The following is a 24,833-nucleotide window of genomic DNA, read 5'->3' as shown; positions in this document are numbered from 1 at the left end:
GACTTAACCTTTCTTCTGTAAAAAATCCAATACCGCTCGTTCAAAAACCTGCGGTTTCTCTATATGTACATTATGCCCCGCCCCGTCGACGATGACATGATTAAAACTTGGCAACTTGCCAAATACATCTCTTCCTATTGTAGTATATTTTGTATCTAATGCGCCACTCACATATAAACCTTTAACAGAGAATTTTTTTAATTTATCCCCTACATAAGGCATTACGCCCTGCCCTGACCCACGCAACGTACAAGCTAAGGCATATGGGCTATTATTGGAACGACGTAGATAGATTAATTCTTCTACCCCCTCTGAAAGCTGTTTTTGACTCTCAAAAATAGGTACTTCCGCCCATCGTGCAGCAAACCAAGCACCATCATGCTCTTCGATATGAACTGCTAAGTCTTCATCCGCCTTGCGGCGTGCTGCTCGCTCAGCGTCAGAAGCGATGCCTACCGAACCACTTTCAAGAATAAGACCTTTGATTTCACGTTCATACTCCAACGCATAGGAAAGTGCAATACGAGCACCCATGGAATAGCCCATAAGGTAATAGCTTTCACCAACCATGTGATAGATAACTGTGTGCAAGTCCTCTATCATTTGAGGAATGGTATAGGCCTTATCCTCATCAGGAATATCTGAATCGCCATGTCCGATTAAATCAATACGAACCACTCGATACCCCGGCAGATTAATAGCATCCCAAGTATAGCTTGATTCAGAGAAGCCGTGGAAACATACAATAGGTTCCCCTTCACCTACCACAGTCAAACCGTAGCGATACTCTCCCAAGTCAAAATACATGCGCTGAGCTGGATTACACAAAGCATTATCTACAATACTGCAAAAATACTGACTCATAGTAATGCCTCCATATCAACTGAAACGTTTGTATATTTCCTATGTAACTGACGACTATATTCCCGGTCTGTTGGTATTTCAATAATATGAACGCCAGATTCCTCACTAACTTTAGCTAATACAGGGACCAATTCATCAGGATCAGAGATTTTAGTGTACCCACAGCCATAGAGTTTAGCAGCCCCACTATAATCTAAACCTTGTGACGTAGAGAACAAATAATCAAAATATTTCGTTCCCTTTTGCGGTAAATATTCAAAAATACCGCCTCCATCGTTATTATGCAAAATAATCGTCAAATTGAGATTGTGCGTTTTAGCGACCGCTAAACCGTTTAGATCATGGAATAAAGACAAATCACCCGTTACGAGATATGTAGGCTGATGATTCGTTGCAAGTCCAAGCGCAGTGGAAACTGTACCATCGATACCATTAACACCACGATTACCGTAAAGAACAGCATCGGACTCCCCAGAAAGCCAAAAGTAATCAAAGTAGCGAACGGTCATGCTATTCGCCACAAGTACTTGGCTATTGTCAGGAATATGCTGTTGCAACTCACGTATTGTGCGTCCTTCAAAGCAACTTGGTTCTTCTATAGCTGTACTTAGTTGAGCTTTACCAGCTACGTCTAAACGTTGCCATCTATTAAGATATGCATTAGATTCGTTCTTTACAGCGAACAAATACGTAAACATATCGATGTTTGCTTGCATGTGTATGGTGGTTTTCCCCATAGGGTTCATGGAGTCCATCGTGGGATATACCTCAATATACTCCACATTATCCCAACTTGCCACCATTTGCTGTACCCGTTTCGATACAACGATTTGGCCAAACTGAATTACGCAATCTGGCTTTAGTACAGGCCATAGGTCTTTATCCGCTAAAAACGCATCATACGTAGAAATGACAACATCAGAGAAATGTTTTTTCTGAATCATATCTGTATCATTGTTACGATTGCTAGCAACTTCATGATTGGCAACAATAGCACCAGTCTTATGACAGCGTCTTACATTGGACAATGGATCCGCCAAGATAGGAGCTTGTAAATTCTCCGCAAAGGAATGAATAGACTCAACTTCATCTACATCAATTTGTGGACCAGCTAAAATAAGGACTCTCTTATACTGTGCAAGCAATAGATTAGAGTTATTAGAGTTATTAGAGTTATTAGCGTTATTAAAGTTATTAGTGTTATTAGCACTATTATCAGTAGTATTTTTAGTATAACTTACGTCACTTACGTCACTTAAGCCACTTACATTACTTGTATTATTACTTCTATTCTGATAGCTAAACACATCACCGTAATTAGGTTTAAATACTTTGTAAGGGCTACGTCCCGCTTCAAAGTGCTTACGGTCCAGTTCAGGCACTAATGGCTCAAAGAGAGGTATATTGATATGCACGGGTCCTTTTTTAGTATCCATAGCTTTCATATACGCCTTGCGTGCTACTTGTCGTGGATATGTGTAGTAATGCTCATCTTGGGGCACCGATAATTCTTCATAATAGTTTACAGCTGTACCAAAGATTTTTTGTTGATCTACTGTTTGTGGAGCCCCTGTATGTAGCAAGGTATAAGGTCTATCGGCAGACAATACGATAAGAGGTACCCCACTATATTGAGCCTCTAAAATAGCGGGCAAATAATGAGCCACTGCGGAACCGGATGTACAAACTAACACAGTTGGTTCTTTATGAGCCTTTGCAATGCCAAGTGCCATAAAGCTAGCAGAGCGCTCATCTATATTCATATATGTTTCAAAGCCTTCATACTCCGTGAAAAGCATAGCCATCGTCGTAGAACGAGAACCAGGGCTAAACACAGCATGCCGGACGCCGAGTTGGTAAAACTCATCTACCAAGGCAGCAATATATTCGTTCATTATATTCCCTTTCAACAACTTCTAAGGGTTTGGAAATTTATTATAACGCATCCAAAATGGTGCGCATTTTATTATTAGTTTCTGCGTACTCTTCATCCGCATCAGAATCGGCTACGACGCCACATCCTGCATAGGCATAAAGAATATTATCCATAATGAGGGCAGATCGAATAGCAACGATGACAATACCGTCCCCCATATCTTTCATAAAGCCAAAAGGTGCTGCATACATGCCGCGCTCATGAGCTTCGTACTTTTGTAGCAATGCCAACGCCTTTTCTCGCGGTTCACCACCGAGAGCCGGTGTAGGATGGAGCAACTTTGCCCATTCCACGAGGGATTTTGTGCTATCCTTTGCAGTAATAATGGTGCGCAAATGATATAGATGCGCCAGCTCCATGATACCCGTTTCACCTATTATAACCTCCGGAGTAATAGATTTCATGATATCCACAATACGGTCACGGACGATATTATGTTCAAAGAGATTTTTCTTATCCGTTAACAGTTGTTCCTTAGTCCACGCATTTGGTCCATGTTTAGGCGCTGTCCCCGCCAAGGCATAGCTGAGAATTTCACTACCTCGATGGCGAACTAGAATCTCTGGCGATGCACCCACAAAGGTGCGTCCATCCTTTTCGTAACCAAAGATAAAGCAATTTGGATTATTATCTACTAAATTTGCCAAAATACTTGCCACATTGTATGGTGTTTCACTAGTAAACTGTACCTCTCGAGAAGAAACGACCTTCGTCATTTCACCACTACTAATACCATCAGCGATAGCGTTCATCAAACTATCCCAAGCCGCCTTATCATCACTGGTTTCCTTGTAGTTATGGCGAACTCGAGGCACCTCGAAATCTGTAATAGGGACGCTTTCACCAGCGTGCAAGTAAAAAGACTCCCCATTTTCTACGATGTAGTAATGGGTGAAAGCAATCATTTCATGACCCATGCCAGCCCATTTAGGGTCCTTAGAGTTTTCAAAAAAAGTATCTCCATAAAACACGTAAGCGTAATTATGGCGATCTTCATCATCTTTGACCGTCGCCAAACGTTTAGCGCCTACAACGATGCGGTCACTTTGACGATCCAACCAAAATACGCGTTCTTCGTTTGGAAAATTCAGCCAAAAGGCTACCGGACTATTCAGTTCTAACGGTTCTTTATTATATATCATAGTTATATATCGCTATTAAGAAATAAAATAGACTATAGTAAAAACACCTAACGTGTAGAAGATTTACTTCTACACGTCAGGCGTCATCAATAAGTTTCCAAATTTTTGAGATGAGCCTAACGCCATCACACGTCGATGGGCCCTCTTTATATCTAATTTATTATATCATAGGTAACAGTTAAAAGGTAGAAAATAAAACCTCTACACCGCATGCGTCGTGCATGAATGTAGAGGTTTTCATTATATTCAAAATGTTGTTACTTTATTTAAAAGCCTTAGCCCCAATATCTGTACGATATTGCATGCCTTCAAAGTCGATATGCTCTATACGTTCATAGGCTCTATCAAGTGCCGTTCTAAGGTCTTTGCCAAGTCCGACAACACCAAGCACACGACCGCCATTAGTGACATAATTTTCACCAACAAGCTTTGTACCAGAGTGGAATACAATGGTTGTGTCATATTGTTTAATATCCCCACTGATGACATCGCCCTTAGATGAAGTTTCAGGATAGCCCTTAGAAGCAAGGATAACGCAAGCCGCTGAGGAATCTTTCCATTTCACCATATTAGAGGTTAATGTGCCCTTAGCACAGGCCATCATAATCTCACCTAAATCACTATCCAGCAGCGGCAATACAACTTGTGTTTCAGGATCACCAAAGCGCGCATTGAATTCTACCACCTTAGGACCTTCGTCAGTAATCATAAGCCCCGCGTAAAGGCAGCCTACATACGGCATGCCTTCTTTTTCCATAGCCGCTACCATAGGTTCTAAGATGGTTTTCATCGCTGCGTCCCGCAATGCATCTGTAAGAACGGGGGCCGGTGCATAGGTCCCCATGCCACCTGTATTAGGCCCTTTATCACCATCAAAGATGCGTTTATGATCTTGAGAGGCAATCATAGGAACTACGGTCTTGCCATCTACAAAGGCTAATAAACTAGCCTCTTCGCCTTCCATAAACTCTTCGATAACAACGGTGCTGCCTGCATCACCGAATCGATTACCTCTGAGCATATCTTCTACGGCTGCATTCGCTTCATCGATGGTCATGGCTACTACAACACCCTTCCCTGCCGCCAATCCGTCAGCTTTAACAACAATAGGAGCTCCTGTTTGAGCAATAAAAGCTTTCGCTTCATCTACCTTATGGAATACACCATACGCAGCAGTGGGAATATTGTATTTTTTCATGAGGTCTTTAGCAAACACCTTTGATCCCTCTAGTTGAGCTGCTGCTTTGGATGGACCAAAAACTGGAATCCCCGCCTTATTAAGTACATCTGCTAAGCCCGCTACTAAAGGAGCCTCAGGCCCAACAACAACTAAATCAACTTGATTATCTTTCAAAAAGCTAATTAAATGATCGCTTTGTTGCCAATCGATGCCAACTAGCTCTGCACAATCTGACATAGCCGCACTACCAGGAATAGCATATACCCTTGTTACGCTAGGGCTGATGGACAATCGCCACGCCAATGCATGTTCACGGCCGCCGCTACCGATTACACATACTTTCATAAGTCCTCCATCGGCGCCTAAACGCCATCAAATTCATAATAATATAAACACATAACGGGGCCACTCCAAACATCAATAATTGTTGACCGTTCAATAGATATTTTGCCCTAATCGTGTTTAACAATCCGCTAAAATTCTTAACTAGTTAATGTTTAAAGTGACGAATGTTTGTAAATACCATAGCGATGCCCGCTTCATCAGCCGCTTTGATGGACTCTTCGTCGCGAATAGAGCCACCTGGTTGAATAATAGCTGCAATGCCATGCTTTGCCGCTGTTTCTACGGTATCTCCAAATGGGAAGAATGCATCGGATGCTAATACAGCGCCTTTAGCGGCTTCCCCGGCTTGTTCAAGAGCAATTTTTGCAGAACCTACGCGATTCATTTGACCGGCCCCAACTCCAAGAGTACGCTTTTCATTAGAAATCAAAATCGCATTGGATTTTACATGTTTTACGAGTTTCCATGCAAATTCAAGAGCTTTCCATTGTTCCTCTGTCGGTTGTATCTTCGTAACAACTTTATAATTAACGCGGTCTTCTAGGATATCGTCTTCTGTTTGCACTAATAAACCACCAGACACCTTTTTCACTGTCACTTGGCCAGATTCCGGCTTAGATAGTTCAATGAGGCGAATATTCTTCTTAGCTTCAAGGATTTCTAATGCTTCTTTTGTGAAAGCAGGTGCCATAATAACTTCTAAGAAAATTTTGCTCATTTCCTCCGCTGTACTTGCATCTACTTCACGGTTTAAGGCTACGATGCCACCAAAGGCGGATACGGAATCAGCTTCGTAAGCATTTACATAGGCATCATGTAATGTAGCTGCAGTAGCGGCACCACATGGGTTCGTATGCTTAATAATACATGCAGCTGGCTCAGTAAACTCCCATACCATATTCCATGCCGCTTCCATGTCTACAATATTGTTATAGGAAAGCTCTTTGCCATGTAATTGTTTCAAGGCCCCCATGCCATGAGCTGTACCAATTTCTTTATAGAATGCGGCTTGTTGATGCGGATTTTCGCCATATCTAAGATCTGTTACCTTCTCATAGGCACTCAAATATTCTGGAGGTGTAGGGCCTTCATTCAAAATTCCACTCATATAATTAGCGATGGCTACATCGTAAGCCGCTGTATGAGCAAAGGCTTCTTTGGCAAGTCCAAAGCGATATTCTTTAGTCAATTCACCTTGATCCTTGAGCATCGTAATGATTTCATCGTAATGATTTGGATTTACTACGATGCCCACAAAGGCATGATTCTTTGCTGCAGAACGAACCATCGTAGGACCACCAATATCGATATTTTCGATGGCCTCTTCTAAGGATACATTAGGTTTTGCAATGGTTTCGCGGAACGGGTAAAGATTGACTACAACAAGGTCGATTGGTTCAATACCATGTTCTGCCATAGCTTGTTGATGCTCCACATTATCACGGATCGCCAAAATGCCACCATGCACCTTAGGATGTAATGTCTTTACGCGGCCATCCATCATTTCAGGAAAATCAGTCAAAGACTCTACCGATTTTGCCGGAATACCTGCTTCGGTTATGACTTTAAGGGTCCCACCTGTGGAATAAATGGTTACCCCTAAATCAACTAAACCTTTCGCAAAATCTACAATACCTGTTTTATCAGAAACACTAAGTAATGCATTTTTAATCATCTAACGTCTTCCTTTGCTTACACATCAATCTTCAATATATACAACACGACCTTTTATAGTGAGCTTATCCTCACAAAATAGTCGTAATGCCTCTTTATATGTTTTATGTTCAATAGGCAATAATCTATCACTCAGGATATCCTCTGTATCCTCCGGTAATAAAGGAACCGTATTCTGCATAATGATAGGCCCCGTATCCATTCCGGCATCAACAAAGTGTACCGTACAACCGGTTACCTTTACTCCCGCATCAATAGCTTGTTGATGTCCATGTAGTCCCGGAAAGGATGGCAACAAGGCAGGATGGATATTTAAAATTCTATGCTCATAGTGCTCAATCAATTGAGCCCCTACAATGCGCATATATCCAGCCAAAACGATACCATCTATCTTATAGGGCTCTAACGCATCTAACTGGGCTTGTTCAAAGCTAGCTTTAGAATCATAGTCGCTACGCTCGATGACAATGAGTGGGATATTCCAAGGTTTAGAACGTTCAACAATCCCTGCATCACCGTGATCTGTAATGATAACTACAAACTCACCATTTATATATCCTTCTTGCATGGCTTTATAGAGGGCTTCCCCATTGGAGCCTCTACCGCTTGCGAATAGAGCTAGACGTTTTTTAACTACGGAACTAGTCATTAAATACCGCCCCTTTTACAACAACTGGACCTTCGCCTTTAACGATATGACCAATTTCATAAACCGCTTCATTACGACTTTCAAGATTTGCCTTTACTCGATCCACATCCGCAGCGTCCACTATGAGGATCATGCCAATGCCCATGTTAAAAGTACGGTACATTTCATGCCAATCTACATTGCCCCATTCTTGTAGCTTTTCAAAAACTGGAAGGCGAGGCCATGTATCACAATCGATTTCTGCCGTTACTCCCGTAGGTAAGACGCGAGGAATATTTTCATAGAAACCGCCGCCCGTAATATGAACCATACCTTTAATTAAATCTTCTTTAATCAACGGTAATACAGCTTTAGGGTATAAGCGCGTTGGCGTTAATAATTCTTCTCCCAGTGTTTTGCCAAATTCAGGAATATTTTGATCAATGGAGAAACCCTTGTGATCAAATACAATTTTACGAACTAACGAGAAACCATTAGAATGAACCCCAGAAGATGGTAACCCAAGAATAACGTCTCCTGCCTTGATACTTTCACCAGTAATCAATTTAGACCGATCTACGATACCAACGGCAAAACCAGCTATATCATAATCCTCATCATCGTAGAAGCCTGCCATCTCAGCAGTTTCACCGCCTAGTAAGGCGCAGCCTGATTCTTCGCACGCCTCAGCTACACCGCGTACGATATCTGCCACTTTTACAGGCTCTAGTTTGCCAACCGCAATATAATCAAGGAAGAATAAAGGTGTAGCACCTTGTACAAGGATATCATTAACACTCATAGCTACACAGTCTTGACCGATAGTATCATGTTTATCCATCATAATAGCGAGACGTAATTTGGTGCCCACACCATCTGTACCAGATACGAGCATAGGATCAGACATAGCATGACCAGCTAAGGAATAGAGTCCCCCAAAACCACCTAAATCACCAACAACACCCGGTGTATAAGTGCGTTTAACAGATTCTTTCATCAGTTCTACGGCACGGTTGCCTGCATCGATATCAACACCTGCATCGCGATAAGTTAAACTAGTTTTATTCGAGCACATATTTGACCCCTTCCTCTTGGTCCGCAGGAACCGCTACACTATAATCACCATTGAAACATGCAAAACATAAATCATCTGGCTTTACATCGGATACAGCACGACATAGGCCTTCACGAGACAAGTAATGTAATTTATCAGCCTTGATAAAATCTCTAATTTCATCCATTGTATGAGTAGCTGCTATAAGTTCTTTACGCACTGATGTATCAATGCCATAGTGACAGGAATACTCAATAGTTGGAGAACTAATACACATATAAATCTCTTTAGCACCAGCCTCTTTTAGCATTTTCACAATGATACCACTCGTAGTACCGCGCACAATAGAATCATCAATAAGGACGATACGCTTGCCTCCAACAATATGTGGCAATGCATTTAGCTTCATACGAACAGCTAATTCTCGTTCCTCTTGATTTGGTTTAATAAAGGTACGGCCGCTATAACGGTTCTTAACTAAACCTTCCGCAAAAGGGATACCCGATGCACGAGCATAACCTAATGCAGCTGTTGTACCGGAATCTGGAATGGACATTACGATGTCTGCATCATACTTAGTTTCGTTATATAGTTCGCGGCCCATATTTAGCCGAGATTGATATACGGATTGACCATCGATATGACTATCGCCACGTGCAAAATAGATGTATTCAAAGACGCAAAGTTTTTTGTCGATTTTTTCTGGTTCCGCATACATAGTACTACGCACACCAGAGTCATCGATGATAACCATTTCACCAGGATCTATATGACGAATAAACTCTGCCTTAATCGCATCAAAAGCACAGCTTTCACTAGAGAGCACATAACCATTTTCAGTTTTACCTAAACAAAGTGGTCTAAATCCTTGAGGGTCTCGTACACCTACTAAAGAGTCGTTCGTAGTAATGACTAAAGAGAACGCCCCTTCAATTTGACGCGCCGCATCGGCAATCCGTTCCGCTTGTGTTTCTGCTTTAGAACGGGCTATCAAGTTCACGATAACCTCAGAATCCATCGTCGTTTGAAAGATGGAACCATCGGCTTCAAGACGTTTTCGAATAGATAAGGCATTCGTTAAGTTTCCATTGTGAGCCACCGCAATTTGACCACCTTGGTAGTGAATAACCAAAGGTTGAATATTACGCGGATTATTAGACCCTGTCGTAGAGTATCGCACATGGCCAGTCCCCATATAGCTTGGCAATGCTGGTAATTCTTTGATAGCCTCGGTCAACAAGCCCATGCCTTTTTTCAGTTCTACATCATGACCATCGGTAACAGCAATGCCCGCACTTTCTTGACCACGATGTTGGAGAGCAAATAGCCCCCAATATACATAGCGTGCTACATCAACGGTCCTATCATAGATGCCGAATACACCACACTCTTCGTGCCATTTGTCAAAAACAGAATCGTAGTTCATCTTCCCCCCTATTAGGCACGCTCACCTGTAAGACGGAATAACATTTCCTTATATGCTTCTTCAATATTACCAAGATCTCGACGGAAACGGTCTTTGTCAAGTTTTTCACCAGTTGTAGCATCCCAGAAACGGCATGTATCAGGAGAAATTTCATCACCCAATAAAACTTCACCATTATGGGTACCAAATTCTACCTTGAAATCTACAAGGGTCACATTTTTAGTAGCCAAAAATTTCTTCAATATATCATTTACCTTTAAAGTAATTGTAGAAATTACATCAAGTTGTTCTTGAGTAGCCCAACCAAGTGCTGTGATTTGGGATTCATTGGCAAATGGATCGCCTAATTCATCATTTTTGTAGCAGAATTCAAGGATTGGATGTTTAAGTGGAGTTCCTTCTTCAATGCCAAAGCGTTTAGCCATAGAGCCAGCCGCAATATTACGAACAATAACTTCAAGAGGAACTATTTTCAATGCAAGTACTGTTTGGTTGCGATCATCTTCACGACGAACGAAATGAGTTGGTACGCCTTCTTTTTTCAACAATTCAAAGAAGAAAGAGGAAATTTTATTGTTCAAAACACCTTTTCCAAGAATGGTATCATGTTTCTCGCCATTAAATGCAGTGGCATCATCTTTGTAATGAACGATGTACTCATCTTTGTTATCTGTTGCATATACTTGTTTTGCTTTGCCTTCGTACAATAATGTTAATTTTTCCAAATCGATGTTAGCCATGATCTTTCTCCTTTATCATAAATTAATGATACAAACTAATTAATGATACAAACTATGTAATAGATATCTAAATAAACTGTTTTTCTTAACCAATATTTAATCGCCGATGATTTACATGATTAAATATGAATAGCACCTTGTAATTCTGCATTGTCTGCTAAGACTTTTTCAGCCATATCTTTACGATATAGTTGATATTGTTCTTTCAGGTCTTTATTGAAAGCTGCTCCAATTTGTACTGCAAAGAGCGCTGCATTTTTAGCACCATCTACAGCCATAGTTGCTACAGGCATACCAGATGGCATTTGAACGATAGCAAGCAAAGAATCAATGCCTTTTAGAGCCGTTGCATTAAGAGGAATGCCGATAACAGGTAATGTAGTGAAGCTCGCCACCACACCAGGTAAATGAGCCGCCGCGCCAGCACCAGCAATAAAAGCGATAGCCCCTTCATCTTCAAGTCGTGTGACAAAGTTCTTCACAGCCTCTGGGGTACGATGAGCTGAGGCAATAACCATTTCATAAGGGATTTTGAATTCATCAAGTACGGCAGATGCCTTTTTCATTGTGTCTAGGTCAGACTTGCTGCCCATGATAATACCGACCTTCATAGATCCTCCTAATAAAAAAGCCCAGCCAAAACAGACTGGGACAAATACGCGCAAATAGCCTCCGTAGACTTGCTTTGAGTTTGTTGATTTGCATAGTTCACGGTGCTACCTCCTTCTTGTACTCAAATTGTAACACCTAACATTTACAAAATCAATACTATTTTCGAATATTTTTTTATTAAATATTTTTATCATTCGTTATATTCCGAACTATTATAAAAATATAGATTGCATCATATAAAATAATTTTAAATAAATCTGTAAAATAAAATACTGCCTTTTCAATCTTATAATAACACAAACTTACTCTATCAATTAAAATATTTATATGTTTTTTCTTATCCATACAAAAAGAGGATAACCCATTTATAAACAGGTTATCCTCTTTTCATAATTCCGAACATTAGATCACTTAACTTGTATCTATTATTGATTAGTGAGTACCACTTTCAAAGGCAGCCTTCAATTCACCTACAGATTCTGGAATATAATCTACGATAGAAGACATCAACGCATACATCAATGCAGGCTCGAACGCATCATCACCACACATATATACGCAATCCAAGTATAGGCTAGAATCTTGTTCATCAATATATAGTTTGTAATTTTTATATGTCGCATTGTCACGATTAATTAATGCATTCAAGGCATTCATATTTTGTGCTGTTACCTTTTCAGGGCCTAACACTAAACGAACTACACTATAAATACTGTTATCGAGAATGACGAATAAAGGCATATCCCATAAAGGAGACTTGATATAAGAACGATATACTACTGTACCGTCTTCATCATCAAAATCCTTGCGTTCAAAAGATATGATTTCTTCTTCTTTCAAGAACTTATCAAATAATAAGGATTTAGGATTCATAACAACCTCTATTAAGCTAAACCAGCTACTTTAAGAATATCTTTATGTACAGCATCTAAATGCGGTTGAATTACTTCGAGCAAAAGATTTACTACTACGGTAGGATCAAATTGTTCATTTAAACATGGCATAGACACATCCATATAAATATTATTATCTTCAACGCTCACATAATATTTTGACACTTTATAATCTTGATTTAACGTGTTAAGCTCTTTCAACACGGCAGGAATCACTTTTTCATCAATAGATGTTGTTGTGATAGCAATGCGTGCATAAGTGAATGCGGAGTCGTCTACAACGATGAACACAGGTAGGCTATGGTCATGAACATCTAAACGACCATGATATACAACTGTATTAAGATCGTCTGTCATTTCTTCCTTAGTAAACCAAGTGTTGCCGCCTTTGTTAAGATCAGCAACGAGTAAGTCGAATTTTTCTGCTTTTTTATTCATAATTCCCTCAAACAATAATCAGACTAATTAGTCTTCGATAAACACACAACCATTATCTTTGAATTCTTTAATGCGAACTAAAGACTCTACACGGTAGCCCGCATTTTCGAGGCGTTCACGACCAGGTTGGAAGGATTTCTCGATAGCAATCGCCATTCCTACCACTTCATCACCTGCGTCTTGAACCAATTTAGCAAGGCCCATAGCAGCCTCGCCAGATGCCAAGAAGTCATCAATAATCAACACTTTTTCACCAGCTGGCAAGAATTTTTTAGAAATAGTGATATCATAATTCTCTTCTTTTGTATAAGAGTACACAACACTATGATATACATCATCTACCATAAGGATGGATTTTTTCTTACGCGCAAATACCAATGGCACGTCCAGTTCAAGCGCGGCCATCAACGCCAACGCAATGCCAGATGCTTCGATGGTAACAATACGTTGTACACCTGCATCACGGTAACGATCCGCGATTTCTTTACCAATTGCCTTAAACAATTGTGGATCGATTTGATGGTTTAAGAAACCATCTACTTTTAGCACCCGATTATTGAGGACAATCCCTTCTTCACGAATGCGTTCTTTTAATAATTCCATGTGCTCATACCTCCGCATAACTATCTTTAAATTTTAACGTAAACAACCCCTTAGGGTCAACCTATATCTAGTAAAAGTCTTATAATATAACCCATAAATGTCATTGCAAATATGACTTAAATATTTTGTATATGAATTATATAACTCAACTGCTTTATAAGAATATAATATAGCACGGCAAAACTTACACTAATATATAAAAAGACACACTTTAAGAAAGTTTCCTAAAGTATGTCTTTAAACATGCCTTTTTCTTATAAAATTTTATCTCGAGTACTTTCACGATTAACTAGCAAGGAAGTAAATCTCGCAGCCCCTTCAGATTGAGGAACCAAGCGTGAGCGCACAAGCACAATGTCCCGTGTTGGTACCGGAATATCTGTATCGATGCGCACAATCGTCCCTTCTTGCATTTTTTGTTGCACCACATGATTAGGCAACATGGAAATACCCATATTGATTTCTACAAGGTCTAGTAATACATCGACGCTACCTAATTCAAAGCGAGGCTTACGACAAGCGCCATGAGTCACATCGTCAAAGAATGTACGACTAGCAGAGCCTTTATGCAAGAGCAAGATAGGCTCGTTAAGAAGGCGCCCTTGATCAAAGAATCCCGCCCCTTTATAGTCAGGACCGCCAACAAAGACGTCTTGAATTGTAGCTAGCGTAGTTACCTCTAACTGAGGATTATCTCTCAATCCCTCATAATCATTAACCACAGCTAATTGCGCCTCTTTATTGAGTACCAATTCTACACAATCAGGAGACGGACGATTGATAATATGTAAGCCAATTTCACTTTCTTGTAATTGCCATTTATGGAAATAAGGCAATAAGAAATGGCGACACAAAGTATCTGTGGCAGCCAAATTTAAACTTTCATAAGCTTGGCTAACACGTTCTTGTAATTGGGTAACTCCATTATCAAGAATGGAGAAAGCTTTAGCTACCGTATCAAACAACTCTTTGCCTTCTGGCGTGAACCCTACAGATTTTGTAGTACGCACGAAGAGGGGCATATTAAGTTCCCCTTCTAATTGTTTAATACTTTGACTAATGGCGGATTGGGACACGCCTAATTCTTTTGCGGCACGGGAAAAAGATAAATATAAGCCTACCCCTAAAAAGGTTCTATATAAATCTGCAGATACTGCCATTTTATTCACCTCTGTTATATACTAATAGTAACGTCTTACTTTTAAATATACATATCATTACTCTATTATAACTATAGACTCTCAATATATAATGAATATGTAGAAATCTTCATGAAAGTTAGGTCTTATGACCTTCATGAACTTTTCATATTTATTAGTATTTCTAATCTTTTCATTAGTAAGATTATCTTTACTTATAAGTCTAGACCGACTATACTTAATTTGTCAATATCCCATAGGGAATTATATACATTACAGGAGGCTACAATGGCTATACAACGATTATTCGTAACAAAACGAGAATCTTTCAACCTAGAAGCGCAACGCATGTTACAAACCTTACAACAGGAATTATCTATGCCTGCTACAGATGTGACAATCTATGAGCGATACGACATCGAAAATTTAGATGCAAAAGATCTAGAGTCTGCTAAAAATTTAATTTTTTCTGAACCTCCTGTAGATACTGTATTAGAAAAAATTCCAAATGTACAAGGCTTTGTATTTGCTGTTGAATATGTGCCAGGTCAATACGATCAACGTGCTGATAGTGCAGAGCAATGTATTTCTATGCTCACCCTCACATCCGGCCACATCGTGCGTTGTGCTCGCGTATATGCTATCGAAGGCACCTTTACAAAAGAACAAGAAAATACCATCAAGGCCTACTACATTAACCCTGTTGATTCCCGCGAAGCGAGCCTTGACGTGCCAAACACCTTAGCTCTCGATTTAGAAGATCCAAAACCGGTGGCAACAATCGATGGATTTACTACGATGAGCGATGATGATTTAGAAGCTCTCATCAAGAACTATAGCCTTGCTATGACATTGGCAGACCTTCAAATGATTAGACAACAATACGCAGAGGTGGAGCACCGCGATCCTACGATTACAGAAATTCGCCTCTTTGATACATATTGGTCTGACCACTGCCGTCACACTACCTTTATGACAGAATTGACGGATATCACTATTGAAGACAGTCGCTTTACAGGCTCTATAAAGGAAGCCCTCGAAGAATATATGGAAGGCCGTGCTGAGCTCTACACGACTAAGAAAAAAGCTCGCTCCCTCATGGACATGGCTACATTGGCTGTAAAAGAATTGCGCCACGCTGGAGGACTTACAAATCTCGATGAATCTGATGAAATCAATGCATGTACAATCATCGTCCCTGTCGATGTAAATGGCAAGACTGAAGAATGGTTGTTACTATTCAAAAACGAAACCCATAACCACCCTACTGAAATCGAGCCATTTGGTGGCGCAGCTACCTGCTTAGGTGGTTGCATTCGCGACCCATTGAGCGGTCGCGCCTATGTATACCAAGCTATGCGCATCACAGGCTCTGGCGATCCACATACAAGACTTGAAGATACATTGGAAGGCAAATTACCACAAAGAAAGATTACCCAAGAAGCAGCTCGTGGTTACTCCTCTTACGGCAACCAAATCGGCCTTGCTACAGGTGAAGTAAAAGAATATTACCATCCTGGCTACGTAGCAAAGCGCATGGAAATCGGCGCAGTTATCGGTGCTGCACCTCGCAACCAAGTTCGCCGTGAGGTACCAGTTGCAGGCGATGTGGTAGTATTGCTAGGTGGTAAAACTGGCCGTGATGGCTGTGGTGGCGCTACAGGTTCCTCTAAAGAACATACCGTTGAATCTCTATCCACATGCGGTGCAGAAGTCCAAAAAGGCAATGCTCTTACAGAGCGCAAAATCCAACGTTTATTCCGTCGTGGCGAAGTAACGACACTTATCAAACGTTGTAATGACTTCGGTGCAGGTGGTGTATCTGTCGCTATCGGTGAACTAACTGATGGTGTATCAATCAATCTCGACTTAGTCCCTAAAAAATATGCTGGCCTCGATGGTACAGAGTTAGCCATCTCTGAATCCCAAGAGCGCATGGCCTGTGTCATCGATGCTTCTGATGTAGAGGCATTCAAAGCATACTGCGACGAAGAAAACTTGGAGTGTACAGTTGTGGCAGAGGTAACTGATACAAATCGCCTTGTTATGAACTGGAATGGCGAAGCAATTGTAGATATTAGCCGCGACTTTTTAAATACAAATGGTGCCAATCAACAACAAGAAGCTATCGTAAAAGCTCCTACAGATCGATCCTACTTCTTACGTGGTTCAGCTAGTGCAGATAACTTCAAGGAAAAATGGCTCGCAGCCGTATCCGATTTAAATGCAGCATCCCAACAAGGCTTAGCAGAACGCTTTGACAGCACTGTGGGCGCCAATACAGTCCTCATGCCATTCGGTGGCAAATTCCAAAAAACGCCTACCCAAGGCATGGTTGCTAAATTACCGGTTCTAAACGGTGAAACTACAACGGCTAGTATTATGACTCATGGTTTTGTGCCTGAGTTATCTGCATGGAGCCCTTATCATGGTGCGCAATATGCAGTACTTTTATCTGTAGCAAAATTAGTAGCTCTTGGCGGTCGCCGAGAAGACGCATACTTAACATTACAAGAATATTTTGAACGCCTCAACTCTAAAGAATCTTGGGGTAAGCCAGTAGCAGCTTTACTTGGTGCTTATAAAGCACAAAAAGAACTTGAAATCGGCGCTATCGGCGGCAAGGACTCTATGAGCGGTACATTTATGGATCTTACCGTTCCCCCTACCCTCGTATCCTTTGCGGTTGGTACAGCTCATGTAGATAATATCGTGAGCCAAGACCTTAAAGGCGTGGATCACCGCCTCGTATTCTTCGATGTACCTCGTACATACGATGACACCCCTGATTGGGATCGATTCAAAGAAAACTGCGATACACTACAAGAACAAATTGAAAAAGGTCGCGTTTACTCTGCCTATGTAGTTGATCAAGGCGGCATTCCTGAAGCAGTCACTAAAATGGCCCTTGGCAACAATATTGGTGTTAAATTCGATAAATACGCTGAACGTGGTATCTTCCAACCAGCTCTTGGTTCCTTCATCGTTGAAGTAGATATTACGGCTGTTAATTATCTTTTAGAATTACCTGATGTGAAAGTTATCGGCGTAACCCAAGCCACACCTGTTATCGAATGGGAAGGTCAATCCGTATCGCTCAAAGAAGTACAAGCGGCCTATGAAGCACCTCTAAACGATATCTTCCCAATGTACGCACCAAACGGCTTTGGTGAAGCAGTCGCTTATATTCATGATCAACACGCTAAACCTCGCAGCGCCTCCCTAGGTGCCAAACCAAAAGTTCTTATTCCAGTATTCCCTGGCACAAACTGCGAATTTGACTCTGCTCGCGCCTTTGAACGGGCTGGTGCAGAAACAGATATCGTGCTTATCCGCAACCAAACTCCAGAACAATTAAAAGAATCTATCGACGTAATCAAAGCTAAATTAGCAGAGTCTCAAATTCTTATGTTCCCAGGAGGTTTCAGTGCTGGTGATGAGCCAGATGGTTCTGGTAAATTCATAGCCACCCTCTTCCGCAACCCATACCTTGCAGAAGGTTTAGAAAACCTCTTGTACAAACAAGATGGCCTTGTATTAGGTATTTGTAACGGCTTCCAAGCGCTCATCAAGTTAGGCTTATTACCTGGTGGACATATTGAAACGTTAACTGCAGATCATCCTACATTGACATACAATACCATTGGTCGTCACTTGTCTCGCATGGTCAACACGAAAGTTATTTCCACTAAATCTCCGTGGATGAGCGATGCCAAGGCAGGTGAAATTTACACGGTACCAATTTCCCACGGCGAAGGTCGATTTATTGCTTCTCCTCAACAAGTGTTGGAGTTCAATAAAACTGGCCAAATCGCTACACAATATGTAGACTTTGATGGTATTGCCTCCATGGATAGTCGCTTCAATCCAAATCAATCTGTAGCCGCTATCGAAGGTATTTATAGCCCTGATGGTCGCGTATTCGGCAAAATGGCACACTCCGAACGCTGTGGTGCAGGCATTAGCAAAAATATTCCTGGACAACTAGAAATGCCAATTTTTACATCTGGTGTAAAATACTTCAAATAATTGATTACTATGAACTTTCTTGTGAAAGCCTACTTCTTCAAGTAGGCTTTTTCAATATTGATTTTTTTCGAAAATATTAGTATTATAAATTGATACTATATTTACAAACATGAGTTCTCATGTAAAGCTATACATACCTAGTGTGGGTTAAGAAAGGATTTTATTATGCATTGTGCTCAGAAAATGACTCATAATATCTACTGGATTGGTAGTAATGACTGGACAACAGAACGTTTCGAAAACTTATTTCCTATTCCAAATGGTGTTAGCTATAACAGCTATTTCATCGACGATGAAAAAACTTGTGTGGTAGACTCTGTAGATGCTGAAATTCGTGAAGAGTACTTCGACAACTTGACTCACCTCTTAAATGGTCGTGAACTTGATTACATCGTCGTAAACCATATGGAACCTGATCATTGCCAAACATTATTGGAAACATTGGAACGGTATCCAAATTGTAAAATGGTAGGTAATGCTACAACATTCCGCATGTTTGAGCAATTCTATAACACTCCAAAACCAGAACAATACCATCAAATTAAAGAAGGCGATGAAATCTGTTTAGGTAAACATACTTTAGTTTCTTACACTATGCCTATGGTTCACTGGCCTGAAGTAACTTGTACATACGAAAAATCTACAGGCACATTGTTCTCTGCAGATGCTTTTGGTACATTCGGTACAGTTAATGGTAATATCTTTGCTGACCAAACCGATTTCGTAGCTACATACGAAGAAGAAGCCCGTCGTTACTATACAAATATTGTTGGTAAATACGGACCTCAAGTACAAAATGCGCTTCGTAAAATTTCTAATCTTGATATCAAACGCATTGCTCCACTTCATGGTCCAATCTGGCGCACCCCTGAATCTATCCAATATATCACGCACAAATACTTACATTGGTCCAGCTATACTGCTGAGAAAAAAGGTGTTGTTATCGCTTTTGGTTCCATGTACGGCAATACTCGTGCTATTGCTCAACAATTAGCTAAACAACTATCCAAACGTGGCGTTACAGATATCAAAATTTACGATGTTTCCAAAACTAATGCTTCTTACATCATCTCCGATGCTTGGAAATATACGAACTTGGTAACTATCGCACCTACATATAACTTGAATCTATACCTTACTATGGAAAACTTTATCCATGAATTAAAAGCCCTTAACTTCCAAAACCATAAAGTATCCATCATCGGTAACCACTCTTGGGCTTCCGCTGCGATGAAAACAATGGTTTCCCATTTCGAAAATGATTTCAAAGACATTGAAATCGTTTCCGAACCACTAGATATCAAATCCTCTTTGAAAGAAGAAGATCTTCCATTAATTGAAAAAATGGCAGACGATATCAAAGCGTCCATTGAAGCTGCTGAAATTAAAGACGTATTCTAATACAAGAGCCGCCTATTTAGGCGGCTTTTCTTTTTATATACCACATTTTATACGCCTAAAACCAAGCTATGATTTTTGGTTTATATCCATTTATTGAGATCAAATACTATATTTTAAAAGCCTTGTAAATATGCAATAATTCTACTATTTTTTTGCTTGACATAAATCTAACTTTTTCATATACTATACAAGTACCTGTTACACAACAGAATACATGGAGAGGTGTCCGAGCGGCTGAAGGAGCATGATTGGAAATCATGTGTGCGGTTATCCCGTACCCAGGGTTCAAATCCCTGTCTCTCCGCCATAGTAAAAGCAGTGCTTTCGCACTGCTTTTTTATTTGCATATAAAGAAAAAGCTATTCGAATTATACTCGAATAGCTTTTTGTATATCACACTATATTAGTTGTGAATTTTCTTTGCAATATCACCGATAATTTCAGGTGTTGTTCTACAACAGCCACCAATGATTTCAGCTCCAGCTTTTCGCCATACCTCAACGTAGTCTACAAATGATGCAGCATCGCCATACCAAGTTTTAGTTTTACTATCATAGCTTTCACCAAGATTAGGATATACAGCAATCGGTTTATCTGTAACAGTACGAATATCTTTTATCAATGATTCTACATATTCCGGTCTGGTACAATTAATGCCAATCCCTGTAATAGGATGTACCTTATCAATCATTTGTGCACATTTAATAATGGTTTCGCCACTAGAAACATGGTGCCCATCTTTACAGGAAAAAGCAATCCATGCAGGAATACCTTTGGATGTAAACGGATCAGACATAGCTCTCGCAATAGCGATCGCTTCAGCATAAGACGGTATGGTTTCAAAGGATAATATATCTGGATTTTCTTCACAGAATAACGCTAATCGAGGAATATGGAATACCTCTAGATATTCTGTTTGTACATCAGGATACCCACGGTATTCAGAACCATCCGCCAAGAAAGCGCCATAAGGACCTACAGAGGCTGCCACCAACGGTTTAGGTAAAGCACCTTCAGAAAAATATTTAACCCCCTCAGGAGTGTCTTCACCGAGCTTAATACCACGCAATGTAAGCGCCCCATTCGCCTTTGCTTCTAAAAACTCATTACGAGCTTGCACGGCTAAATAAACAGATAGTTTAACGAGCTCTATCGCTTCTTCCGTGCCATAACCTAAACCTTTAAATCCTGCTACTGTCGCTTGATAGCCAGAGCTTTGAATGATATCGGCACCCGCAGCTAAATAAGAAATATGTATTTTCTTAATGATATCTGGCTGATCCATGAGAACCTTAGCAGACCACAACTTATGTTGAATATCACAGCCATAACGCTCTAATTCGGTCCCTAAAGCTCCATCTAAGACGAGGGCGCCCTTTTCCTTAATAATATCTAAAAATGCACTTCGTTTAGCCATCATATCACCCATTCTATACATACCTCATATAACACGAGGCTTACCTAGCATATTATATCAAATAATACATTCTGGTACTATCTACAAACTATTTTAATACCTCTGCTGGAGGCTCCTTACCAAACCATTTCTTATAAATTTCTGCGTATTTACCGTTTGCTTTGATCTTAGCCAAACCATCATTGATTTTATTAAGCAACTCTGTATTGCCTTTTTTCACAGCAATACCAAGTGGTGCCGCATCATAATCCTCTCCAGTAACCTTTGCGATACCTTTGCCCTTACCATTAACATAATATTCGTTTACTGGTGTATCGTTGATAACTACATCAACGCCTTTATTTTGTAGTTCTAAGAAAGCATCAACGATAATATTAAACTGGCGCACATCAGCATTTGGAACTTTGCTAGCGATTTCTGCCCCTGTAGAGCCGATGGATACACCAATGCGCTTACCTTCTAAATCCTTAAAACTATTAATATTGGTGTTATCAATGTTCACAACGAGACCATTACCTGCAATATAGTACGGTTTACTAAAATCAACGGATTTTGCTCGTTCTTCAGAAATAGTCATATCCGAAATGGCGATGTCGATGGTATTACTTTGTAATGCTGGTAAAAGCGCATCAAAGTTTAGATTTTGAATATCTGCTTCTATGCCCTCTTCGTTTGCAATCGCATTGATAATATCAATATCAAATCCAGCTAATTTACCACTATCTCTGTCTTTAAAACCAAATGGTGCATAGGTCGCATCAGTACCTACGCGCCATGCCTTCTGACTATTACCCGCATTACCACAGCCTGCGATTAATAAACTACTAGCAATGGTGAAAGCCCCTAATAGAGCTGCTATTTTCTTAAATTTCATATTATTACCCTTACTTCTCTCCGTTCTATCTAGAAACAGAGTTCTTCTTAATCAACTAATATATTTATACTTACACTTATGAGCATAATAAAAATAATACCTCTAAAGGTATTATAGTTTTATGATAACATTCGATATAGTACGGGTCAATAAATCCAACTATACCAATAGGTATTGAATTGATATAGTTTTTAGCTATATCGAAAATAACATTCCTAAGTATATAAAAAGACCGCCTTTACCAAGCATAGATGAAACTTGATAAAGGCGGTCATCTCCAAAATGGAGGATTCCTGGTTATTTATAGAATAAATAAGCTATTCAATTCATTTAGGATATATAGTATGTAATTTATTTAGCATGTTTAGCTTTTATATACATAGCTACCTTGTACAAGAACGTACAGAGTAATAAATACATTACGATACTGAGATATGTCGCTTCAGGTGTTTCTACCCAAGCTTGAGCGAATACATCAACACCTGCAATGCGAAGCACTGCACTGAATAAAGAGCCAATCGCACCACCGGCTACGAGACCAGAGGCAATTGTACTACCTTTGGAGAAGCGAAGATCTGCCAATTCTTTATCTTTTGTACTATTTTGTACAAGATACGCAATCAAACCTCCGATAAGTAATGGTGTATTAATTTCCATTGGCAAGTATGTTCCCAAGGCAAATGCCAACGGCGGAACTCTTACCATCCACAAGATAATTGCAAATAATGCACCAGCCATGTAAAGAGGCCATTGAGCACTACCACCAGTCATCATTGGCTCAATGATTGCGGCCATAGCGTTCGCTTGAGGTGCATTTAATGCATGATCTCCTACAAATCCATAAGCATCGTTTAAAAGAATCATAACACCTACAGAAAGTACGGCACAAAGAATAGTACCAACGATTTGCCATTGTTCCATTTTCTTAGGTGTAGCACCTGTCATATGTGCCACCTTAAGTTCAGACATAAAGTTACCAGCCATCCCAATAGTAGTACCAATAAAGGATGCCATCATGAGGACTGCTATCATACCGACCTTACCAGTCATACCTGCTGCGGTTAAGCATACAGCGGAGATAATAATCATAAAGATTGTCATACCTGAAACTGGTTCTGTACCTGTATAAGCGATGGAGCTAATCCCCACTACAGATAATAGGAATGACATAATAAGAACAATTAAGAATGCTACAATTGTTTGTCCGAAGCTTTCAGCATACATAAAATGGAAATATGCTGCAAATAAAACTGTACATAACAAGATGCCAGCACCAATCCAAGATGTAGGTACATCACGTTGTGTACGAAGCAAATTAACATCTACAGTTTTAGAACTAAAGATATCAAGCACTGCATTTTTAACAACATTTGCTACCACTTTAGACATTGTAATTAAACCAATAATGCCTGCCATAGCGAGCATGCCGATACCAATATGACGAACATAATCGAGGAATACCTTGCGAATTGGGGCCTCGCCCAATGGAACTGCATGACCGCCAATTTGCATAATATGTTCAGGTGCTAAATAGTACACAATCGGAATACATACAAACCAAGAGAAGAAAGAACCGGCTGCAATAATAGCCGCATAGCGAAGGCCCGTGAAATAACCAAGGCCAAGCAATGCTGCATCAGTATCTACCGCTGCAGTTAGCTTAGTTTGATCTGCAAGAGCTGCCCCCCACTTAAAGGTAGCAGTGCGAATAACCTCTTGCCACCACCCCAAACTATTAAGAATAAAGTCATACACGAGAGCAATTAAACCAGAGCCAAGCATAAGTTTTGCTTTGCTACCTTCATTACTCATCAATACTTCCGCTGCAGCACGACCACTTGGGAACGGATACACATAGTGCATTTCCTCAACGAAATAGCGACGGAACATAACGCATAATAAAACACCTAAAACGCCGCCAAGAATGATAGGAATCGCCATTTGTACAAAGGATACATCTGTTACATTCCAGATGTAAAGGGCTGGCAAAAAGAACATAGCCCCTGCTAATGTGTTCGTACTAGAACTAGCGATAGCTTGAATGTGTACCGTTTCGGCAAAAGCATTTTGTCGCTTTAAAATAACTGCTGTACCCATAGCAAGTACAGATACTGGTGCAAAAGCATCTACTGTTTGACCGATTTTCAAACATAAATAGCCAACAGCCAGTGTGAAAACTGCCGCATAGAACAAGCCCCAGAAGACTACATATGAGTTAATCTCTACGTAATCTTTCTTAGGATCTAACACCGGTTCTATGGGTGGAATGGAACGAACCTCGTCCGACATAGTAAAACCTCCTCACAGAAAAAGTACAAACGTATAACTATTCACCTTTATACTAACACGGTACTACACATGGTTCAATGGTTTTCTATGCACTATGCGAATAAAACAATACACCCCCTATAAATAATTATTTTGCATTTTTGGCGTCC

General features: G+C 40.2%; 19 protein-coding genes and 1 tRNA gene. 3 read left to right on the top strand and 17 right to left on the bottom strand.

The window, feature by feature from the left end; genetic code table 11:
• Positions 1 to 3: 3 nt before the first annotated feature.
• The 14 genes from menH to FNLLGLLA_RS01775 all read right to left on the bottom strand — a co-directional run bounded on the left by menH (position 4) and on the right by FNLLGLLA_RS01775 (position 14,695).
• Positions 4 to 864 carry a 2-succinyl-6-hydroxy-2,4-cyclohexadiene-1-carboxylate synthase gene (menH, locus tag FNLLGLLA_RS01840; RefSeq protein WP_156697158.1) on the bottom strand — a complete coding sequence of 287 codons (861 nt, stop codon included), beginning with the start codon at positions 862 to 864 and terminating at the stop codon, positions 4 to 6.
• The gene (gene menD / locus FNLLGLLA_RS01835) at positions 861 to 2,759 is read right to left on the bottom strand and encodes a 2-succinyl-5-enolpyruvyl-6-hydroxy-3-cyclohexene-1-carboxylic-acid synthase (protein WP_174892196.1); all 1,899 of its coding nucleotides are present in this window, start codon (positions 2,757 to 2,759) and stop codon (positions 861 to 863) included. The genes menH and menD overlap by 4 nt, the downstream gene beginning before the upstream one ends.
• A 40-nt stretch (positions 2,760 to 2,799) precedes the next feature.
• Positions 2,800 to 3,942, bottom strand: coding sequence for an isochorismate synthase (locus tag FNLLGLLA_RS01830; protein ID WP_156697156.1), 1,143 nt, complete (start codon positions 3,940 to 3,942; stop codon positions 2,800 to 2,802).
• Positions 3,943 to 4,204: 262 nt separating this feature from the next.
• The gene (gene purD / locus FNLLGLLA_RS01825) at positions 4,205 to 5,467 is read right to left on the bottom strand and encodes a phosphoribosylamine--glycine ligase (protein WP_156697155.1); all 1,263 of its coding nucleotides are present in this window, start codon (positions 5,465 to 5,467) and stop codon (positions 4,205 to 4,207) included.
• Between the two features lie 145 nt (positions 5,468 to 5,612).
• Complete coding sequence (purH, locus tag FNLLGLLA_RS01820; protein ID WP_156697154.1) at positions 5,613 to 7,142, bottom strand: bifunctional phosphoribosylaminoimidazolecarboxamide formyltransferase/IMP cyclohydrolase; 1,530 nt, start codon at positions 7,140 to 7,142, stop codon at positions 5,613 to 5,615.
• A 24-nt stretch (positions 7,143 to 7,166) separates the two neighbouring features.
• Complete coding sequence (gene purN, locus FNLLGLLA_RS01815) at positions 7,167 to 7,790, bottom strand: phosphoribosylglycinamide formyltransferase (protein WP_155086392.1); 624 nt, start codon at positions 7,788 to 7,790, stop codon at positions 7,167 to 7,169.
• The gene (purM, locus tag FNLLGLLA_RS01810) at positions 7,783 to 8,844 is read right to left on the bottom strand and encodes a phosphoribosylformylglycinamidine cyclo-ligase (RefSeq protein ID WP_156697153.1); all 1,062 of its coding nucleotides are present in this window, start codon (positions 8,842 to 8,844) and stop codon (positions 7,783 to 7,785) included. Before purM ends, purN begins: the two co-directional genes overlap by 8 nt.
• Positions 8,831 to 10,249 carry an amidophosphoribosyltransferase gene (gene purF, locus FNLLGLLA_RS01805; protein ID WP_156697152.1) on the bottom strand — a complete coding sequence of 473 codons (1,419 nt, stop codon included), beginning with the start codon at positions 10,247 to 10,249 and terminating at the stop codon, positions 8,831 to 8,833. Before purF ends, purM begins: the two co-directional genes overlap by 14 nt.
• Positions 10,250 to 10,260: 11 nt before the next feature.
• Positions 10,261 to 10,989, bottom strand: coding sequence for a phosphoribosylaminoimidazolesuccinocarboxamide synthase (gene purC, locus FNLLGLLA_RS01800; protein ID WP_004693728.1), 729 nt, complete (start codon positions 10,987 to 10,989; stop codon positions 10,261 to 10,263).
• A 119-nt stretch (positions 10,990 to 11,108) separates the two neighbouring features.
• The gene (purE, locus tag FNLLGLLA_RS01795; protein ID WP_156697151.1) at positions 11,109 to 11,600 is read right to left on the bottom strand and encodes a 5-(carboxyamino)imidazole ribonucleotide mutase; all 492 of its coding nucleotides are present in this window, start codon (positions 11,598 to 11,600) and stop codon (positions 11,109 to 11,111) included.
• Between the two features lie 433 nt (positions 11,601 to 12,033).
• A complete protein-coding gene (locus tag FNLLGLLA_RS01790) occupies positions 12,034 to 12,474 on the bottom strand; it encodes a hypothetical protein (RefSeq protein ID WP_004693734.1) in 441 nt (146 codons plus the stop codon).
• Between the two features lie 11 nt (positions 12,475 to 12,485).
• A complete protein-coding gene (locus tag FNLLGLLA_RS01785) occupies positions 12,486 to 12,932 on the bottom strand; it encodes a hypothetical protein (protein ID WP_012863927.1) in 447 nt (148 codons plus the stop codon).
• Between the two features lie 27 nt (positions 12,933 to 12,959).
• Positions 12,960 to 13,535: a xanthine phosphoribosyltransferase gene (locus tag FNLLGLLA_RS01780; protein WP_004693737.1), complete on the bottom strand. Its 576-nt coding sequence runs from the start codon at positions 13,533 to 13,535 to the stop codon at positions 12,960 to 12,962.
• A 254-nt stretch (positions 13,536 to 13,789) separates the two neighbouring features.
• Complete coding sequence (locus tag FNLLGLLA_RS01775; protein WP_012863926.1) at positions 13,790 to 14,695, bottom strand: LysR family transcriptional regulator; 906 nt, start codon at positions 14,693 to 14,695, stop codon at positions 13,790 to 13,792.
• Between the two features lie 267 nt (positions 14,696 to 14,962).
• On the opposite strand from FNLLGLLA_RS01775, the gene FNLLGLLA_RS01770 reads away from it, so the two are divergent.
• From FNLLGLLA_RS01770 to FNLLGLLA_RS01760, 3 genes are all read left to right on the top strand, one after another.
• Positions 14,963 to 18,703, top strand: coding sequence for a phosphoribosylformylglycinamidine synthase (locus FNLLGLLA_RS01770; RefSeq protein WP_174892195.1), 3,741 nt, complete (start codon positions 14,963 to 14,965; stop codon positions 18,701 to 18,703).
• Positions 18,704 to 18,868: 165 nt separating this feature from the next.
• On the top strand, positions 18,869 to 20,104 hold the full coding sequence (locus FNLLGLLA_RS01765; protein WP_156697149.1) for an FprA family A-type flavoprotein: 1,236 nt from the start codon (positions 18,869 to 18,871) through the stop codon (positions 20,102 to 20,104).
• A gap of 216 nt (positions 20,105 to 20,320) precedes the next feature.
• Positions 20,321 to 20,411, top strand: a tRNA-Ser gene (locus FNLLGLLA_RS01760).
• Positions 20,412 to 20,507: 96 nt separating this feature from the next.
• On the opposite strand, the gene mmuM is transcribed toward FNLLGLLA_RS01760, so the two are convergent.
• The 3 genes from mmuM to FNLLGLLA_RS01745 all read right to left on the bottom strand — a co-directional run bounded on the left by mmuM (position 20,508) and on the right by FNLLGLLA_RS01745 (position 24,684).
• Positions 20,508 to 21,533, bottom strand: a complete 1,026-nt coding sequence (mmuM, locus tag FNLLGLLA_RS01755; RefSeq protein WP_232055001.1) for a homocysteine S-methyltransferase — start codon at positions 21,531 to 21,533, stop codon at positions 20,508 to 20,510.
• A 76-nt stretch (positions 21,534 to 21,609) separates the two neighbouring features.
• Complete coding sequence (locus FNLLGLLA_RS01750; RefSeq protein WP_156697148.1) at positions 21,610 to 22,395, bottom strand: basic amino acid ABC transporter substrate-binding protein; 786 nt, start codon at positions 22,393 to 22,395, stop codon at positions 21,610 to 21,612.
• 351 nt (positions 22,396 to 22,746) lie between these two features.
• A complete protein-coding gene (locus FNLLGLLA_RS01745; protein WP_004697976.1) occupies positions 22,747 to 24,684 on the bottom strand; it encodes an OPT family oligopeptide transporter in 1,938 nt (645 codons plus the stop codon).
• Positions 24,685 to 24,833: the final 149 nt, after the last annotated feature.

Source organism: Veillonella parvula, from assembly GCF_902810435.1.
Classification (GTDB): Bacteria; Bacillota; Negativicutes; order Veillonellales; family Veillonellaceae; genus Veillonella.
The sequence above is the reverse complement of the archived record's forward strand: the minus strand, read 5'-3'. Positions and strand labels throughout refer to the sequence as shown.

What these genes read in the sequence shown, in the direction of transcription:
- FNLLGLLA_RS01830 (WP_156697156.1), bottom strand. Translation starts at nt 3,942, where the DNA reads ATGATATATAATAAAGAACCGTTAGAACTGAATAGTCCGGTAGCCTTT.
- FNLLGLLA_RS01790 (WP_004693734.1), bottom strand. Translation starts at nt 12,474, where the DNA reads ATGAATCCTAAATCCTTATTATTTGATAAGTTCTTGAAAGAAGAAGAA.
- mmuM (WP_232055001.1), bottom strand. Translation starts at nt 21,533, where the DNA reads ATGGGTGATATGATGGCTAAACGAAGTGCATTTTTAGATATTATTAAG.
- menD (WP_174892196.1), bottom strand. Translation starts at nt 2,759, where the DNA reads ATGAACGAATATATTGCTGCCTTGGTAGATGAGTTTTACCAACTCGGC.
- purN (WP_155086392.1), bottom strand. Translation starts at nt 7,790, where the DNA reads ATGACTAGTTCCGTAGTTAAAAAACGTCTAGCTCTATTCGCAAGCGGT.
- purM (WP_156697153.1), bottom strand. Translation starts at nt 8,844, where the DNA reads ATGTGCTCGAATAAAACTAGTTTAACTTATCGCGATGCAGGTGTTGAT.
- FNLLGLLA_RS01775 (WP_012863926.1), bottom strand. Translation starts at nt 14,695, where the DNA reads ATGGCAGTATCTGCAGATTTATATAGAACCTTTTTAGGGGTAGGCTTA.
- purE (WP_156697151.1), bottom strand. Translation starts at nt 11,600, where the DNA reads ATGAAGGTCGGTATTATCATGGGCAGCAAGTCTGACCTAGACACAATG.
- purH (WP_156697154.1), bottom strand. Translation starts at nt 7,142, where the DNA reads ATGATTAAAAATGCATTACTTAGTGTTTCTGATAAAACAGGTATTGTA.
- FNLLGLLA_RS01765 (WP_156697149.1), top strand. Translation starts at nt 18,869, where the DNA reads ATGCATTGTGCTCAGAAAATGACTCATAATATCTACTGGATTGGTAGT.
- FNLLGLLA_RS01770 (WP_174892195.1), top strand. Translation starts at nt 14,963, where the DNA reads ATGGCTATACAACGATTATTCGTAACAAAACGAGAATCTTTCAACCTA.
- purC (WP_004693728.1), bottom strand. Translation starts at nt 10,989, where the DNA reads ATGGCTAACATCGATTTGGAAAAATTAACATTATTGTACGAAGGCAAA.
- FNLLGLLA_RS01750 (WP_156697148.1), bottom strand. Translation starts at nt 22,395, where the DNA reads ATGAAATTTAAGAAAATAGCAGCTCTATTAGGGGCTTTCACCATTGCT.
- FNLLGLLA_RS01785 (WP_012863927.1), bottom strand. Translation starts at nt 12,932, where the DNA reads ATGAATAAAAAAGCAGAAAAATTCGACTTACTCGTTGCTGATCTTAAC.
- FNLLGLLA_RS01780 (WP_004693737.1), bottom strand. Translation starts at nt 13,535, where the DNA reads ATGGAATTATTAAAAGAACGCATTCGTGAAGAAGGGATTGTCCTCAAT.
- purD (WP_156697155.1), bottom strand. Translation starts at nt 5,467, where the DNA reads ATGAAAGTATGTGTAATCGGTAGCGGCGGCCGTGAACATGCATTGGCG.
- purF (WP_156697152.1), bottom strand. Translation starts at nt 10,249, where the DNA reads ATGAACTACGATTCTGTTTTTGACAAATGGCACGAAGAGTGTGGTGTA.
- menH (WP_156697158.1), bottom strand. Translation starts at nt 864, where the DNA reads ATGAGTCAGTATTTTTGCAGTATTGTAGATAATGCTTTGTGTAATCCA.
- FNLLGLLA_RS01745 (WP_004697976.1), bottom strand. Translation starts at nt 24,684, where the DNA reads ATGTCGGACGAGGTTCGTTCCATTCCACCCATAGAACCGGTGTTAGAT.